The sequence below is a fragment of the Sphingorhabdus sp. Alg231-15 genome, assembly GCF_900149705.1.
In the GTDB taxonomy this organism is placed as follows: domain Bacteria; phylum Pseudomonadota; class Alphaproteobacteria; order Sphingomonadales; family Sphingomonadaceae; genus Parasphingorhabdus.
Map to the genome: position 1 here is coordinate 133899 of NZ_LT703001.1, position 17464 is coordinate 151362.

A 17464-nucleotide genomic window follows, 5' to 3' on the forward strand; every position below is an offset into this window, starting at 1 on the left:
TTGGCAATTTCTTAGCCAAATTTAAAGGAGTATTTCCATGTTTTCCGGCTCAATTCCGGCCCTGGTGACTCCCTTTCGCGACGGATCGTTCGCGGAAGGTGAATTTCGGGCCCTGGTAGACTGGCAGATTGAACAAGGCAGCAGCGGTTTGGTCCCATGTGGAACCACCGGAGAATCTTCAACTCTGTCCAATGCTGAACATCATCGTGTCATTGAAGTTTGTATCGAACAGGCCGCAGGGCGCGTGCCTGTTATTGCGGGTTGCGGCTCCAACGACACCACCAATGCATTGCTCCATTTGAATTTTTCCAAGAAATGCGGTGCTGCGGCCGGACTGGTTGTTGCGCCTTATTATAATCGCCCCAATCAGGAAGGCATTTATGCCCATTTTGAGACGCTGACGACGAAAAATGACTTGCCGCTAGTGCTTTATAATGTGCCAGCGCGGACCGTGACCGATATATTGCCGGAAACAGTGGCAGCCCTGGCCAAATTGCCAAGCGTAATCGCAATCAAGGATGCCAGCGGCGAAATTGACCGGGTCACCGATCACCGCCTTGCTTGTGATGATGATTTCTGCCTGTTGTCCGGTGTGGATGAACTTTCGCTCGCCTTTAACGCATCTGGCGGCGCCGGATGCATTTCCGTGACGGCCAATGTCGCACCAAAGCTATGCGCCGAATTTCAGGCGGCTTGTGCTGCGGGCGACTATGAAAAAGCACGGGAGCTGAATGACAAACTTTATCCGTTGCACAAGGCAATGTTCTCTGATGCATCTCCAGGTCCGGTAAAATACGCCCTGTCGCGGGTGGTTGAGGGCTTCCCAACGGATTTGCGCTTGCCGATGACGCCGCCTTCGGATGCCGCTCGCAAAGCCGTCGATACAGCGCTGGAGGGAGCCGGGCTGATCTGATGGCGAAACCCCGTCCTCTTGAGTTTGACAAACAAAAGGTCGTCGCCGAAAACCGGCGCGCACGCTATGACTATCATCTTGATGAGAAGTTTGAGGCAGGCATCATGCTGACCGGTACAGAGGTCAAATCGCTGCGTTTCGGCTCAGGAACGATTGCCGAAAGCTATGCCGAGGTAAAGGATGACGAGGTTTGGTTGATCAATGCCAATATCCCCGAATGGAGTCATGGCAACCGCCACAATCACGAACCCAAGCGGCCGCGCAAATTACTGCTGAACCGACGGCAGATTAACAAGTTTTACGGAGCCGTTATGCGTAAGGGCATGACTATTGTTCCGCTGTCCATCTATTTTAACGGCAAGGGCCGCGCGAAGATCGAACTGGCTCTGGCTAAAGGTAAAAAGGCTCCGGATAAACGCGCGACCGAAAAGGACCGTGACTGGAAGCGTCAGCAAGGGCGGTTGTTGCGCGAACATGGCTGATCCTAACTCACCAAATAAAGACTGGGCGGCACGGACAATCATGCGGTTTTACCGCTGGTTCGAAGAGAAAATGCCGACTCGCGCAGGGATGGCCAATAACCGCTATCTCAAGCCGATTGCGCACCGTTTTCTGCGCTCTGACCTATGGCGGTTCACGCGGCGGTCGGTGCCCCGCGGGGTTGCGTTGGGCCTGATCACCGGCTTCATAGTCCCGCTTGGTGGTCAGACATTTGTGGCGCTGTTTCTGGCCCTGCCAATCCGAGCGAATGTTCCGATTGCGGCAGTCACAACCTTCATTACCAACCCTTTCACCTATCCGTTCTGGCTGGCGATTGCGAACCAGCTGGGCCGCTTTGTTCTGCGCATGGATGGTATAACCAGCAGTGCAACTGGTGACGGACAGTTAAATGGACTGGGAGAATGGGTGACTTGGGCTGTTCGGGAAGTCGGAGTGACTTTCTTTGGCTTTGTGTTACTTGGGATTATATTTGGCGGCATCGGCTATGTCATCAGTACTTTTGGCTGGCGCTGGTGGACGGCCCGCAAGTGGAAAAAACGGATTGAGAAACTCGGTCTAGACAGAAATATTGATGGCAAGTGAAGCACGAGACAATATTGGTTTGTTAAACCAGAGCACGCAAAAAACGGCCAGTGATGTTCGTTTGCGCGGCCTGATTCTGGTTGTTGGAATATTGTCATCGCTTGGCCTGCTGTATTGGCAGGTCCAGAGTACGGCTTTGCTCATAGCCTTTGCGGCGCTGACACTGACGACGGCGGCCGTGGTCTATTTCCTGCGACCGCAAGCCAGTGTTGTTGATGAAGAATCAGCGTTGGTTGCCGATTGGGCGGTCACCCGCCTGGTTGCGGATCAATCGGAGATTGGCCTGGCGATAACCGACCGTGCCGGGCGGCTCGTTTGTGCCAACGAGCTGTTTATCAAATGGTTTAATGGGCCAGCGATTCCACCACAATTGCCGCTGCAGGATGGCGGTAATGAATTGCTTGCAACCGCCGGCCGGGACGCTTGGCGCGACGGTCGTGGCTATGCCGAAGGGCTGAAACGCGGGGTCGCGGAATATAATGCCAAGGTGATACGGGCCGGGCAGGGCGATGAATATCTGCTCTGGCAGTTCAAACCACAGCATCGCAATGACGTCCTGGATGACACAATCCGGATGGTTGGCGGTGCCACCGGCCGGGCGCTGTCCGAAGCGGGTGTTTTGGCGACGGTTATCGGCGGTGAGGGAAGAATTAGGGCGTCTAACCAAGGGTTCGCGTTACGGGCAACGGGACGGGAAGATGCCAATATAAGCGGCCGGAACTTTATCAACTTTCTACGCTCAGATGATAAGGGCACAATTTTTTTCGAACGGGATGGCAGGCATGGCACGCCTGTTCGTTTGTTTCATATTCCGCTCGATCGCAGTCAGGAAAAAGGGCCTGCCCTGATTTTGCTGATCGATGATGATGGCGGTATGGTTGAGCGTGGCAAGGCGCTCGAGCAAGTCGAGTCAATGCTGTCGCTACTGCCTCTCGGTCTCGCCCTGACCGACCGCGATGGCCGGTTCCTGTTTTTCAACAATGCCTTTGCCAAGGTTGCCGGCGTACGAGAGGAAGAGAAACCCCTCTATCCTGGCGATCTCATGATTCGTGATGACAAATCGGCGGTGGCCGATGCGGTGCGGCGCTATGCGAGCGGGCCATCCTTGTCGGGCGATCTTGCCGTGCGCCTGCGTTCTGGCGGCGAAGATCCCGTGGCCTTGGGCATTGCCGGGATACGCGGGCTGGGCGACGCTGCGGTTCTGCTATCGATCAAGGACAATAGCGAAGAGACGAAGTTGAAGAGTCAGGTGGCACAAGCGACGAAGATGCAGGCTGTGGGTCAGCTTGCCGGCGGTGTTGCGCATGATTTCAACAATATCCTGACGGCTATTATTGGCCATTGCGATCTTATGCTGTTGCGCCATGCACCGGGCGATAGCGACTATGACGATATTCAGCAGGTCAAGAATAACAGCAACCGAGCCGCAGGTCTGACGCGGCAATTGCTTGCTTTCTCTCGGCAACAGACATTGCGCCCTCAGATCTTGCAACTGCCGGACGTTGTTGCTGATGTCTCTAACTTGCTCAAGCGTTTGCTCGACGACAGTATCGAGCTCGAGGTCAAGCATGGCCGTAATTTGGGGCTGGTGCGGGCTGATCCGGGGCAGTTGGAACAAGTGATCATTAATCTGGGTGTGAACGCGCGCGATGCCATTGGTTCCAGTGGTGCCAAGGGCGGCAAGATTTCGATTACCACCCAGGCGGTCGCGGCTTCAGATGTTCGAGCGCTGAAAAGCGATATCCTGCCGGTTGGCGACTATACCGCTCTGTTTGTAACCGATACCGGCAAAGGCATCGCCCCGGAACTGATTGGCAAGATATTCGAGCCTTTCTTCACGACCAAGGAGGTTGGAAAGGGTACCGGACTTGGGTTGTCGACGGTTTACGGGATTGTCAAACAGTCGGGCGGTTATATTTTTGCCGATTCCAAACCAGGCGAGGGCGCGACTTTCTCCATCTACCTCCCCGTTCATACGATGTCGGATCAGGAAACGGCACAGTCCGTTGAACCGCTCAAGGCAGTGGCCAAGAAAGAGCTATGGGGCAGCGGCCATATCCTGCTGGTCGAGGACGAGGATATGGTTCGTGCGGTCGCGGAGCGGGCGTTGACGCGGCAAGGCTATACGGTGGTCACCGCGAGCGACGGCGAAGAAGGATTACAGCAACTGGAGGCGCTCGCCGAAGGTGAAGAAATTTTCGATATGATCGTGTCGGATGTGGTCATGCCGAATATGGACGGGCCAGCCATGGCGAAGCAGGTGAGGGAGCATCATCCTGATATGCCGATCCTGTTCATGTCCGGCTATGCTGAAGAGCAATTGCGCAAATCCATCGATCTCGACAATGTAGCGTTCCTGCCTAAGCCATTTTCTGTGGCGCAAATTGCAGAAGCGGTTGGAGAAATTTTGGCCGAACATGCCAAATAGCCTGTGGAATGGCTCATATATTGCTGAAATATATCAATTAATTCAGTTTTGAAAAAAATTCTGTTCCACTCTTGTTCTAGTAGAACAAATGCGGTACATCATATCCATCATTGATTGATAACGTACAAGCATTTAGCGAAGGGGACAGGCAAATGGCCGGCAATTTAAAAGTCGTAGAATCGGATAATCAATTGAACTCATCAGACAGACAAAAGGCGCTCGACGCCGCATTGGCGCAGATTGATCGCGCTTTTGGTAAAGGCTCAGCCATGAAGTTGGGCTCTCGTAAGGCGATGGAAGTCGAATCGGTCTCCACCGGTTCCTTGGGACTGGATATCGCGCTTGGCATCGGGGGATTGCCAAAGGGTCGTGTGATCGAAATTTATGGCCCTGAAAGTTCGGGTAAAACCACATTGGCATTGCATGTCATCGCCGAGGCACAAAAAGCAGGCGGCACGGCAGCCTTTGTTGATGCTGAACATGCTTTGGATCCTGTTTATGCCAATGCTCTTGGTGTGGATATTGACGAATTGATCATCTCCCAACCTGATACGGGAGAGCAGGCACTCGAAATCACCGATACATTGGTGCGCTCCAATGCGATTGATGTTCTGGTGGTCGATTCGGTTGCTGCGTTGGTTCCGCGCGCTGAAATTGAAGGTGAAATGGGTGATACCCATGTTGGTCTTCAGGCGCGATTGATGAGCCAGGCCCTGCGCAAGCTGACCGGCTCGATCAGCCGTTCCAAATGTATGGTAATCTTCATCAACCAGGTGCGGATGAAAATTGGCGTGATGTATGGCAATCCCGAAACCACATCGGGTGGTAATGCACTGAAATTCTATGCATCGGTTCGTTTAGACATTCGCCGCACCGGCCAGATTAAGGAACGGGACGATATTGTTGGTAACTCTACTCGTGTCAAAGTGGTCAAGAACAAGGTGGCTCCTCCTTTCAAGCAAGTCGAATTCGACATCATGTACGGGCAGGGCATTTCCAAAGTCGGTGAGATTATCGACCTTGGCGTCAAGGCTGGTGTGGTCGAAAAATCCGGTGCCTGGTTCTCCTATGACTCGGTGCGTATTGGCCAGGGCCGCGAAAATTCAAAACGCTTCCTGCTCGAAAACCCTGAAATGATGGCTAAGCTGGAAAACCAGATCCGCGGCAATGAAGAAGAAATTGCCGAAGAAATGATGACTGGCCCGGTTGGCGCTGATGGCGATACCGAGATTGCTGACGATAAAGAGTGATAGGAGCGCGGAGAGCATGAGCTTTTCACGCACCTGACCGTAAAATTTCAAGTTTGCCTGTTCGTTTCCCCCGAGACGAACCTCGGCATCCGGGCCGTCCTTCTGTCCCCCGATAGTCAGGACGGCCCCTTTTTATTTGCTATCCCGCAATTTCCTGTCACAAGTTTCGGAAAGCTGTGGTGTCTCGCACTTTTGGCGGTTTTAACGGTGTGATCTGTGTGAACTTTGAGCGCAGTTAAACAGCGGGCCGGAACATTGTGACAATTGGAAAAGGGGAATTCATGACCATCATCGTCCATCATCTCGAAAATAGTCGGTCCCAGCGCATCCTCTGGTTGCTGGAAGAGTTGGCGCTGCCCTATGAAATCAAGCGCTATGAACGGCATCCCAAGACCCAACGTGCACCGGATAGCTTGAAAGCCGTGCATCCGCTGGGCAAATCACCGATGATTGAAGATGATGGTCAGGTCATTATCGAGACGGCGGCAATTGTTGAATATCTCGTCAGAAAGGCGGGCGGCACATTGGGCGCGCCGGAAGACAAGACCGGGGCGCAGCTCTACACCCAGTATCTGCACTTTGCGGAGGGGTCGATGATGCCACCTCTGTTCGGCACGCTACTTGTCAACCGCTTGGGCATTCTTGGCTTGCCAGCGAAGAAACCGGTCATGGGCATGGTCGAAGAATTGCTGGTTTGGCTTGAAACCGAACTTGCATCGCGGCCCTATTTTGCAGGTAGCGAGCTCAGCGCTGCCGATGTGATGATGAGCTTCCCACTAGAGGCAAGTCAGGCACGGGCCGGGCTGGATGATCGATTCCCGAATTTGCAGGCCTGGCTCAAACGCATTCATGACCGGTCACAATATAAGACCGCGCTCGAAAAAGGTGGGCCCTATGCCTATGCTTGATCGACTATCATAAATTGCCAATTGATTGATTGACGGGATTGTAAACAGGATGGGCCTCGCCTAAGTCGATTTCATGATTACCACCAATGATATAAGACGCTCTTTTCTGGAATTTTTTGCGGCGCAAGGACATGAAGTCGTTCCTTCGTCTCCGTTGATTCCGCACAATGATCCGACGTTGATGTTTATCAACGCCGGTATGGTGCCCTTCAAAAATATCTTTACGGGCGCTGAAAAGAGCAAATTCCCGACCGCCACATCCAGCCAGAAATGTGTTCGCGCGGGAGGCAAGCATAATGATCTCGACAATGTCGGTTATACTGCCCGACATCACACATTTTTCGAGATGCTCGGCAATTTTTCCTTTGGCGATTATTTCAAGGAACAGGCGATCCTCAATGCCTGGGAACTGATCACCAAAACATGGGAAATTTCCGCCGATCGTCTCACGGTAACCGTCTATCACACGGATGATGAAGCCTTTGATTTGTGGCGAAAAATATCTGGTCTGCCGGAAGAGCGGATCATCCGTATCGCAACCCATGACAATTTCTGGTCGATGGGTGACACTGGCCCCTGTGGTCCGTGTAGTGAAATCTTCTATGACCATGGTGATCATATTTTTGGTGGCCCTCCCGGCAGCCCGGATGAAGATGGAGACCGCTTTGTCGAAATCTGGAATCTGGTGTTCATGCAATATGAGCAGCATCTCGGTGGCGATCGGATCGATCTGCCAAAGCCATCCATAGACACCGGTATGGGGCTCGAGCGGGTGGCCGCTGTCATGCAGGGTACCCATGACAATTATGAGATCGATCTTTTCAAGGCATTGATTGCGCAGTCGGGAACGCTGACCGGAACTGAAACAACCGGCGATAATCAGGCGAGCCACCGGGTTATTGCAGATCACTTGCGCGCCTCTTCCTTTCTGGTGGCTGATGGCGTTTTGCCAGCCAATGAAGGCCGCGGCTATGTGCTCCGCCGGATCATGCGTCGTGCCATGCGCCATGCGCATCTGCTGGGAGCGCAAGACCCACTGATGCACCGTATGGTCGGCGCATTGACTGGTGAGATGGGTAACGCATTTCCGGAATTGATCCGTGCCAAACCTCTCATCGAGGAAACTTTGCTGCGGGAAGAAACCAATTTCCGTCGGACCCTGGACAAGGGGCTCAAGCTGCTCGATGCCGAGATTGCTGATATGCAGGATGGTGATATTTTGCCCGGTGCGACGGCTTTCAAACTCTATGATACCTATGGCTTCCCCTATGATTTGACCGAAGATGCCTTGCGCGCCAAATCGCTGGGTGTCGATCGGGACGGATTTGATGTGGCAATGGACGAACAAAAAGCCGCCGCTCGCGCTGCCTGGAAGGGATCTGGCGATCAAGCATCGGAAGCCGTATGGTTCGACATCGCGGAACGCGAAGGCGGTACCGAATTTACCGGATATAGTGCCGAAGCTGGTGACGGTGTGGTCATTGCGCTTGTCAAAGATGGTGAGGAGATTCAGTCCGCTAATGCTGGTGACGAAGTAATATTGCTGACCAATCAGACTCCTTTTTACGGCGAAAGCGGAGGCCAGATGGGCGACAGCGGTCTGGTCACCGGCAATGACGGCTTCACGGCTAACGTCGCAGATACCAGCAAACCGCTGGGGAGGCTGCATGCGCATCATATGACAATTGATGGCGGAGCCGTTTCCGTTGGAGATACCGTTCATCTCACCGTAGATTCGACGAGGCGCACCCAGTTGCGTGCCAATCACAGTGCAACCCATTTGCTCCATAAGGCGCTGCGCCACCATCTGGGTGATCACGTCACCCAGAAGGGCAGTCTGGTGGCACCGGACCGTCTGCGTTTTGATTTCTCCCATCCCACCGCTTTGAGCGATGCCGAGATCAACGCTATCGAAGCGGATGTGAATGCGCAGGTGCGCGGCAACAGCATGGTCGTGACTCGCCTGATGAGTCCAGACGATGCAGTAGCTGCCGGAGCGCTGGCCTTATTTGGCGAGAAATATGGCGATGAAGTCCGCGTGCTATCAATGGGCATTGAGGATGACATCGATTACTCGGTTGAGCTTTGTGGCGGCACTCATGTCAATGCGCTTGGCGATATCGGATTGATGGTCATCATCTCCGAATCCGCAGTATCCAGCGGCGTCCGGCGCATCGAAGCGTTGACCGGTGAAGCGGCCCGGCTCTGGTTGGGTGACCGCGATAGCAAATTGAAGTCGATAGCGGCAGCCTTGAAAGCTTCTCCCGATGAAGCAGCGGAACGGGTGTCCGCATTGGTTGATGAGCGCAAGAAACTTGACCGCGAACTGACCGAAGCGAAAAAGGCTCTGGCTTTGGCCGGTGATGGCGGCGGCTCGGCGACAAGTGATGTCGAGACGATTGGTGATATATCCTTTAGCGGTCAGGTGATTAACGGACTGAATCCCAAAGAACTTCGTGGTTTGATTGATGAAGCCAAAAAGAAAATGGGTAGCGGTGTAAGCGCGCTCATCGCAGTCAATGATGGCCGTGCAACCGTTGCGGTCGGTGTGACCGCTGATCTGACAGACGCGCATAATGCCGTTGATTTGGTTCAATCGGCGGTGGCAGCAGTTGGTGGAAAGGGCGGCGGAGGGCGGCCCGATATGGCGCAAGGCGGCGGCCCTGAAGGGGCGAAAGCCGATGAAGCCATTGCTGCTATAAAGTCTATTCTTGCGGATTAAGTTTCGGCGGTGTTACCGGGCTTGTATCCAGCGCTGATGACTTGAGCTTGGGCTCGATTTCCAGATCACCGTCTTTTTGAATTTGATGCCGGATCTGGTCGCGTTTCTCATGGATTGACGCGATAACCGGTCCCATGGCCACACCGTTTTCAACCAATATGGCCTCGGACAGCTGCAGAGACCCTTCTAGCGCTTCAGGAACAGCATTGGTGGCACCAGCTTGATAGAGTTCTGCCGCATGTTCAGTATCACGTGCGCGCACGATGATCGGCAAGTCTGGCACCCACGCACGCACCTTCTTTACAACCTGGACCGATAGGACGGGTTCGTCCATCGTAAGAACCAGCGCCTTGGCATGTCCAAGTCTCAATCGATCCAACATCTCGTTACGTGCAACATTTCCGAAGATGATAGGATAGCCGTCACGCCGTGCGTCAGCGACGACATCTATGTTCGATTCTATCGCCAGATAATTCTGATTATGGGCCTTCATCATATCCGCAACCAATCGACCGACGCGGCCAAAGCCGATGATTATCGTTTTTTCTGCATCAATGACCTGATCATCGGTAGCCGCGATATTCTCACCACGCAATTCGATCCGCCGGGCCATATCATGACCGAATCTTGCCAATAAGGGGGTAATCGTTAGGCCTATAGCGGTAACAATCTGCCAGAAAGCAGCTGTTTGCGCTTGAATGAGCTGTGCTTGTGCGGCCGCCGCCAGAACGATCAGAGTGGTTTCAGATGGGCTCGACATCAATACGCCAGCCTCTGTTGCCGTACCTGGGCGCGCTCCCGCAAAACGCAATAGGCCACCGGTTACAACGGCCTTGACCAGAACGACACCGACGACAGCAGTGATCAGGCTGGCCCAGTTTTCCAGAATGACACGAATGTCGATCTGCATCCCAACCGTGATCAGAAATACACCGAGCGCGAGGCCTTTAAAAGGAGCGGTGATCACTTCCACTTCACCGTGATATTCAGTCTCCGCGATCAACAGGCCGGCCAACAACGCGCCGACTATCGGTGAAAGGCCGGTTGCCGCAGTGGCGAGGCTGGCGAGGATGATCACCAACAGACTGACCGAGAGAAAGAGTTCAGGGCTTTTGGTTCGAGCTGCCTGCGCGAAGATGCGCGGCAGCAGCAGCCGTCCAAGCACCAGCATGCCGATAATAACTGCCCCGCCAACGACCAGTGTTTGAACAAGCTCTTCCCATGAGGAACCGCTAGCGTAGGAAGGAGCGAGGGCGCCCAGTAAGAAAATAATCGGCACGATGGCGACATCTTCGAAGAGAAGCATGGCCAGCGCCGCCCGACCTACCGGACTTTTTGTTCCGGACATTGGCAATACGAGGGCGGTGGATGACAATGCCAGAGCAAGGCCGAGGCCAAGCGCGCCTGCTGGATTCTGACCGATCAGATAGAGTACGAAACCAATGATCAAACCAGAAATGGTCAGCTCTGCGGCACCGACGCCAAATACCAGCTGGCGCATCGACCAGAGCCGTTTGAACGAAAGTTCCAGGCCAATGGAAAATAGCAGCAGGATTATGCCAAATTCGGCAAAGGGCTCTATGGCCTCTCGATCATTGATCGTGAAAAATCTGAGCCAGTCATATTGGCCCGATAGAGCGCCTAAACCCGATGGTCCAAGTAAAACGCCGACCAAGATAAATCCAATGATCGGCGTGATCCGAAAGCGGGCAAATGCAGGAATGATTATCCCTGCAGCTCCCAAAATAACGATTGCGTCAATAAATGCCGGATTGTCGAGCGGTGTACTCATAAGAGACACCTATACGCGAAACATTCCGTTTGTCAGCAAGTCAAAACGCGCTGGAAATTATTTCCAGTTTTGCATTTCCGTTTCAAGATTGGAACGCACCGCCTCAAAAAACTGCTCGGTCGTCATCCAGCTTTGATCGGGACCGATCAGAATCGCGAGATCCTTGGTCATGTCACCATTCTCAACTGTTTTAATACAGACCTGTTCAAGCGTTTCAGCGAAGCGTGTTACTTCCGGTGTGTCATCAAATTTCCCGCGATAAATCAGGCCGCGAGTCCAGGCGAAGATCGAAGCGATCGGGTTGGTTGAAGTCGCTTTACCTTCTTGATGCTGGCGATAATGGCGCGTGACCGTCCCATGTGCCGCTTCAGCTTCGACCGTGTCACCGGTTGGTGTCATAAGAACCGATGTCATCAGGCCAAGCGAACCAAAGCCCTGTGCGACAGTATCTGACTGAACGTCGCCATCATAGTTTTTACAGGCCCAGACGAATTTGCCGCTCCACTTCATCGCGGAAGCGACCATGTCGTCGATAAGGCGATGTTCGTAAATAATGTCTGCTTTTTCGAACTTGTCCTTAAATTCGGTTTCGAAAACTTCCTCGAACAGGTCCTTGAAGCGACCGTCATAAGCTTTCATGATCGTGTTCTTGGTGGAGAGATAGACGGGCCAGTTGCGATTAAGGCCGTAATTCATAGAGGCACGGGCAAAATCGCGGATGGAATCGTCTAGATTATACATTGCCATGGCAACGCCAGGAGAGGGGAATTGGAAAACTTCCTCATCAATCTTCGTACCATCATCGCCGTCAAAGACCAGGCGCAGCTTACCAGGGCCAGGGACCTTGAAATCAGTGGCGCGATATTGGTCACCAAAGGCATGGCGGCCAACCACAATGGGATCGGTCCAGCCTGGAACCAGACGCGGAACATTGTCGATTACGATAGGTTCACGGAACACAACGCCACCAAGAATGTTACGGATCGTGCCATTGGGTGACTTCCACATCCGCTTGAGGCCAAATTCTTCAACCCGCGCTTCGTCAGGTGTAATCGTCGCGCATTTTACGCCAACACCATGTTTGTTGATCGCATTAGCGGCATCAACAGTAATCTTGTCATTCGTATCGTCGCGCACTTCGATAGCAAGGTCATAATAATGCAGCTCAACATCCAAATAAGGTTCGATGAGCTTTTCACGAATCCACTGCCAAATGATCCGCGTCATTTCATCGCCATCTAGTTCGACGACCGGGTTTTTGACCTTAATTTTAGACATAGAAATTTTTCTTTCCTGCAAAACAATATATATCGAAGCACTCAGTGGGAGGAATCTAAGATGTCGATCTCTTAGCAAAGATCGCAATATGTTCAACCATCTGTTCAAATCTCTCACGATTGTTCCTGCAAAACTGAAGCAGGAGTATTGTCAGGGCAGGACACTGCTCCTAAAGAACATTCATGGCGATAGAAAAATATTCAAATAAGGGCCTTGGCGAAGCCAAATGGTCTTTTCCACCGGTCCACCCTGAAGGACGCAAATTTGCGCTTATCTCGGCGGCGATCACTGCAGCATTTGCGTTTCTTGCATGGGAGACTCTCGCTTGGCCAATGGCCGGCGTTACCATTTGGGTTCTGGCCTTTTTCCGTGATCCGAAACGGGTGACGCCATTGGATGACAAATATATTGTCGCGCCAGCGGACGGACTGGTCAATTTGATCATGCCGGTTGTTCCGCCGGTTGAGTTGCAAGGCGAGGGCGGTCTTGGCGATGAAGAGCTTATCCGTGTCTCCATTTTTATGAGTGTCTTTGATGTGCACATCAATCGCACACCGATTGAGGGTACGGTAAGACGGCAGGCCTATATTTCCGGTAAGTTCCTGAATGCTGATCTTGATAAAGCCAGTGACGAGAATGAACGGCAACATTTCATGGTGGAACGCAATGACGGGCTGAAGGTCGGCTTTACACAGATTGCAGGACTAGTCGCGCGGCGGATTATGTCCTTTGTGAAAGAGGGCGATTTTGTTGCGGTTGGACAGCGTATCGGGCTTATCCGCTTTGGCAGCCGGGTGGATGTATATCTGCCCAAGGGGACGACCCCGAATGTCGTCCTGGGGCAGCGGACGATTGCAGGTGAGACTGTTATTGCCGAAATCGGTCAGGTAAAAGAGATTGAAGGCATCGGCCAATGATGTCCGGAGTTTTGACTTTTGTCGCTGTGACCCAGGATATGATCTTCAGCTGATGGCAGATAAAAACCGTATCCAGCGACCCGAACGCGGCATTTCCCTGCGGGCGTTTGTACCCAATGCCGTTACTGCGCTGGCTCTATGCATTGGCCTTAGCGGCGTGCGTTTCGCTTTCATGGAAAATTGGGTGCTGGCCGCCGGCGCCGTCGTGTTGGCGGGCATATTGGACGGGCTTGATGGCCGGATCGCTCGCTTGCTTAATGCGCAAAGCCGATTTGGTGCGGAGCTAGATTCACTCTCCGACGTTATCGCCTTTGGTGTGACACCGGCTTTGGTGATGTTTTTCTGGTCCCTGCAGCATATGCCGCAATTTGGCTGGGTGATTTCACTGACCATGGCCGTTGGCTGCGCATTGCGGCTCGCGCGCTTTAACGCTCATATTGATGATGAAGATCAGCCTCATAAATCTGCGGGGTTTTTGACCGGCATCCCTGCACCTGTCGCTGCCGGACTGGCTATGCTTCCACTTTATCTCTGGGTCATTACTGAACAGGAATTGTTCCGGCACTATACCGTTGTTGGACCGTGGATCGTACTGATCGCCTTTTTGATGATCTCGAACACGGCAACGTTCAGCTGGTCCTCGCTGCGCCTGCGCAAGAATATCCGTCTCGAGGCGCTTGCAGGTTTTGCCTTGCTTGGTGTCGCACTGATCAACAATCCGTGGATCACCCTGAGCGCGATTAGTATCGGCTATATTGTCCTAATCCCGTTCAGCATCAGAAGCTATGCAAAGGTTAAGCGGCAGCGCGCAACGGAGCTGGCTGAAAAGAATGGCGCCGCGGGCTAGGCCGATAGGTCTTGCTCACTGAACTGAAACTGCGTTGCGACACTGCCGGTGTCACTGATCCTGCTTCACCAAGATCAGCCAAAATGACAGCCTTGATTTTATGCTGATAGGCATGAAACATCATCGCGATGGTCAAAACCGAACCAACAAAGGCGAGGGCAAAAAAGGTGGCAATAGCAATGGTCAGCATGTCAAATTCCCGTATGTTCTTTCTATGAACCTTTAATGTTCTAATAATGTTCTCATGTCAAATATTATTTGGAACATGGCTGAAATACGTATCCAGAGAGAGAAAGGTTACACTTGAGGTCGACCTCAGGCGTGGGATAGCAACATTTCCTCGCTAGGCTACGTGCCATAAGATGCAACTGTGCGCTGGCTTTGTTCTCGGAATTATGATGCGAATGTGACGCATACTCCGCTCAGCAGACCATTCTGGTCACTGGTTCAGTTCATTGAGTGGATGACCCAAAGCACAATTTAGGATTCTTTTTCAGGCGATTTATCATCTTTAGTTTCGGTTTTAACTTCAATTTTGAGATCTTCGGCTTGGGGGTCGCTATTGATTGAGGAAGGGTTGTGCTTGGCAAGAAACTGCAGCGATTTTTTCAGGAAGTTGGTAGATTCTTCAGTGTTTGCGAAATCATGCCCTGATTTGGGGAAATATATCTCCTCGAACTTGTTGAAGCCGGCATCATTGAGCGCTTCAATGAAATCATCGGCATGCTTCCTGGGCACATTAGTGTCCTTTTCACCTTGAGCAATGAGCACAGGAACACGCATGCGAGCCGCTTGCTGCACAGGAGAAATGGCTTCGAGATCTTTCTTTTCCTCACCCGCGACTTTCTCTTCCCATTTTCGAGCGTAACGCCGTGCAGCGAATTGCTTGCGATCATATTTCAACATCGCCCGAACATCGGTCACACCATTTAAACTGATTGCACATTTATACTTTTCGGGCTGTCTGATCGTGCTCCACAACGCGGCATACCCTCCATAGCTGGCGCCCATGATACAGATGCGGTTCTCGTCCGCGATACCTTGGGCAATCATCCAATCTACGCCGTCATCAATGTCATCGATCATGCCGGTACCCCACTGGTCATAGCCTTTTTCGACATAGTCACGGCCATATCCTGTGGATCCCCGGAAATTGGGTTGCAGCACAGCATATCCACGATTTGCCAATAACTGTGCCCAGGGATCAAACTCCCAACTGGTGCGCATAAACGGTCCGCCATGGGGCATGATAACCGTCGGCAGATTTTTGTGCGTCAGCCCCTTCGGCATCGTCAGATAGGCTGGTATCATGTGTCCATCCCGCGATTGATATTTTATAGGCTCCATCGGTGCCATGTCTTCGGGATTGATTTTGTCGAAGGGGATCAAGACCTGTTCGATCTTTTTCAGTTTGGGATAGTAGAGATAATAGGAACCCGGGTCCGATCCTGATCCAGACCAGAACAATACGACCTGGCGATCATTGCTGGTCCCCAATATCCTATTCTGCTTGGATTTGAAAACTCGATTGATCCGCTGATATGAATCTTCGAGCTCTGGTACCAGCCACTTTTGCCCTGGCTTTTCAGCATCAAACTCCACACCGAGCAGTTTTTTGTTGGAGTTTACTACGAGCCGCGTGACGTCCGCGGTTGGATGTTCATATATGGCATCACCGATAATATCTTCACGGATACTATAGTTATAGGCGCCAAACCGGCCATTTTTTCCATTGGTCAATATGATGGTTTGGCCGGTTTCGGGCACAAAAAGAAGATCTTCGACAACACCGTCTTCAAATGAATCATAGCGGCGATTTTCGATCTTAGCCAGCTTTGCGCCAGGCTCTTCACGATAGTATAGTCGCCATCTTTTTTTGCTATAGTTTATGCCCGCGCGAATATTCCCTGCGGTATCAGTGAGCCATTGATCTATTTGGTGGCGAGGCTTTTCAATGACCACTTCGCTTGCGTTTTCAAGGCTGATCCGCACCGCATACGGCTTTCCTCGTCGATACTGGTAAGCAATGATGTAACGCCCAGATTGATCCTGAAAAATGATCTTGTCTTTTTCCAGTTCTGATTTCTTATTGAGCTCAAGCACTTCGGATGTTTCCAGATCGAGGCGCTTGAGAGAGTTGGTGGAGAAGAACAGGAAGATGAGGTTTCTCACACTGCCGAAACTCATCAGCAATTGCTTGTCACCGGCCCAATGGAACCAGTTTATTTTGCTTTTGCCGATGGAATAATATTTGAGGTTGCTGTCAGCCGGAGCCGCTAAGTCAATTATTCCGATAAGTTTTTCATCTCCCTTTGTTACCAAAACGGCAATTTTTTCTCCATTTGGAGAAAGGGAAGGAGAGTGCAGGAAGGGTAGTGCAGAATAGCTTTGGACTGGGATCGGATCCGGAGGCATATTGTCCATGCCAAAAGCAGATTGAGGCGTAGCCATGAGCCCGACCATCAGGGATGTCAGAGTAAGAAAATGAACCAGATTTCGAATCCAGCTATAAAATAATGCATGTAGTTTGATGATGTTCATGCCCCGAGATTATTCAACAGGAACATCTCAAACCCGCATGCCTTATTCAACATAAAAATGTTTCTTAGCGCTATGCTGTGATGGCTTTTACATCCATAACGGATGAGACTTCATGGCTGCGATATGCCGAAAGCGAACGTTATAAAGTGACCACCGGTTCGCTGAGAGTTGCGAGACTGAAGGACAGGATTTTCCAAAGTCCCTCTATGTTGTTTGATATTGATTTCAACCTTTGGCTAAAGACTCTCAAATTGTTTTCATTACAGAATATACCCGATCAACTGTGACAAGAAGATTAGCAACGCAATCAGCGTCAGACCAAATGCTGCTGAACGCCAATATGCAATTCCCATCAAGTAGAGCGGTGCAAACAAGATACGTCCCACCAAAAAAAGGCCAGCGGCAATCTGGGTCATGTCGTTGGACAGTTCAATAAATGTGGCGATGAAGATCAGCGGCAGGAACATCAACATCGCTTGACCATGATTGTTCACCGTTCGGTCTGCGCGGCTCTGCAAGAGTGTCTTCTCCTGCGGTTCATCACGGCTACCCAGCCGCCAAGCAAATCCCTGCCGACCCGGAACCAAGCCTCCCTGAATCATGACAAGGGTGATGTAGATGATCGTCAACCAACCGGCGACAGCGAGCTCGAATGTCATGATGAACCTTTCCGATAATATCAGGAGTCCGCGGTTAGAGACCCGAAAACGGCCCATCAATTACCTGGAAGGTTATGCTGGGTTATCAATATGAGTTCATTGAGACATCAATTTAGGTTCGAAATC

Annotated in this window: 14 protein-coding genes; 9 read left to right on the forward strand and 5 right to left on the reverse strand. The window is 51.9% G+C overall.

Annotated elements, in window-relative coordinates; genetic code table 11:
- Positions 1–37 precede the first annotated feature (37 nt).
- From dapA to alaS, 7 genes are all read left to right on the forward strand, one after another.
- The gene (gene dapA / locus DG177_RS00630; protein ID WP_108809721.1) at positions 38–913 is read left to right on the forward strand and encodes a 4-hydroxy-tetrahydrodipicolinate synthase; all 876 of its coding nucleotides are present in this window, start codon (positions 38–40) and stop codon (positions 911–913) included.
- Positions 913–1395, forward strand: a complete 483-nt coding sequence (gene smpB, locus DG177_RS00635; RefSeq protein ID WP_108809722.1) for an SsrA-binding protein SmpB — start codon at positions 913–915, stop codon at positions 1393–1395. Before dapA ends, smpB begins: the two co-directional genes overlap by 1 nt.
- Positions 1388–1996: a DUF2062 domain-containing protein gene (locus tag DG177_RS00640; protein WP_337658362.1), complete on the forward strand. Its 609-nt coding sequence runs from the start codon at positions 1388–1390 to the stop codon at positions 1994–1996. The genes smpB and DG177_RS00640 overlap by 8 nt, the downstream gene beginning before the upstream one ends.
- Complete coding sequence (locus tag DG177_RS00645) at positions 1986–4424, forward strand: response regulator (RefSeq protein WP_108809723.1); 2439 nt, start codon at positions 1986–1988, stop codon at positions 4422–4424. Before DG177_RS00640 ends, DG177_RS00645 begins: the two co-directional genes overlap by 11 nt.
- A gap of 152 nt (positions 4425–4576) precedes the next feature.
- Positions 4577–5674 carry a recombinase RecA gene (gene recA / locus DG177_RS00650; RefSeq protein WP_108809724.1) on the forward strand — a complete coding sequence of 366 codons (1098 nt, stop codon included), beginning with the start codon at positions 4577–4579 and terminating at the stop codon, positions 5672–5674.
- A gap of 281 nt (positions 5675–5955) precedes the next feature.
- A complete protein-coding gene (locus tag DG177_RS00655; RefSeq protein WP_108809725.1) occupies positions 5956–6582 on the forward strand; it encodes a glutathione S-transferase N-terminal domain-containing protein in 627 nt (208 codons plus the stop codon).
- A 73-nt stretch (positions 6583–6655) separates the two neighbouring features.
- Entirely contained in the window at positions 6656–9304 is a 2649-nt protein-coding gene (alaS, locus tag DG177_RS00660) for an alanine--tRNA ligase (protein ID WP_108809726.1), read from the forward strand.
- Here alaS and DG177_RS00665 read toward each other — a convergent pair.
- Positions 9288–11096, reverse strand: coding sequence for a cation:proton antiporter domain-containing protein (locus DG177_RS00665; RefSeq protein ID WP_108809727.1), 1809 nt, complete (start codon positions 11094–11096; stop codon positions 9288–9290). The two genes, alaS and DG177_RS00665, sit on opposite strands and share 17 nt — an antisense overlap.
- A gap of 57 nt (positions 11097–11153) precedes the next feature.
- Positions 11154–12374 (reverse strand): NADP-dependent isocitrate dehydrogenase, encoded by a 1221-nt coding sequence (locus DG177_RS00670; protein WP_108809728.1) that lies wholly within the window; start codon positions 12372–12374, stop codon positions 11154–11156.
- A gap of 182 nt (positions 12375–12556) precedes the next feature.
- On the opposite strand from DG177_RS00670, the gene DG177_RS00675 reads away from it, so the two are divergent.
- Complete coding sequence (locus DG177_RS00675; RefSeq protein ID WP_108809729.1) at positions 12557–13291, forward strand: phosphatidylserine decarboxylase; 735 nt, start codon at positions 12557–12559, stop codon at positions 13289–13291.
- A 52-nt stretch (positions 13292–13343) separates the two neighbouring features.
- Positions 13344–14138, forward strand: coding sequence for a CDP-alcohol phosphatidyltransferase family protein (locus DG177_RS00680; protein WP_108812694.1), 795 nt, complete (start codon positions 13344–13346; stop codon positions 14136–14138).
- On the opposite strand, the gene DG177_RS17615 is transcribed toward DG177_RS00680, so the two are convergent.
- The 3 genes from DG177_RS17615 to DG177_RS00690 all read right to left on the reverse strand — a co-directional run bounded on the left by DG177_RS17615 (position 14086) and on the right by DG177_RS00690 (position 17338).
- A complete protein-coding gene (locus DG177_RS17615; RefSeq protein ID WP_337658370.1) occupies positions 14086–14328 on the reverse strand; it encodes a hypothetical protein in 243 nt (80 codons plus the stop codon). The two genes, DG177_RS00680 and DG177_RS17615, sit on opposite strands and share 53 nt — an antisense overlap.
- 290 nt (positions 14329–14618) lie before the next feature.
- Positions 14619–16589 (reverse strand): alpha/beta hydrolase family protein, encoded by a 1971-nt coding sequence (locus tag DG177_RS00685; protein ID WP_337658371.1) that lies wholly within the window; start codon positions 16587–16589, stop codon positions 14619–14621.
- Positions 16590–16939: 350 nt separating this feature from the next.
- On the reverse strand, positions 16940–17338 hold the full coding sequence (locus DG177_RS00690; RefSeq protein ID WP_337658373.1) for an MAPEG family protein: 399 nt from the start codon (positions 17336–17338) through the stop codon (positions 16940–16942).
- Positions 17339–17464 lie beyond the last annotated feature (126 nt).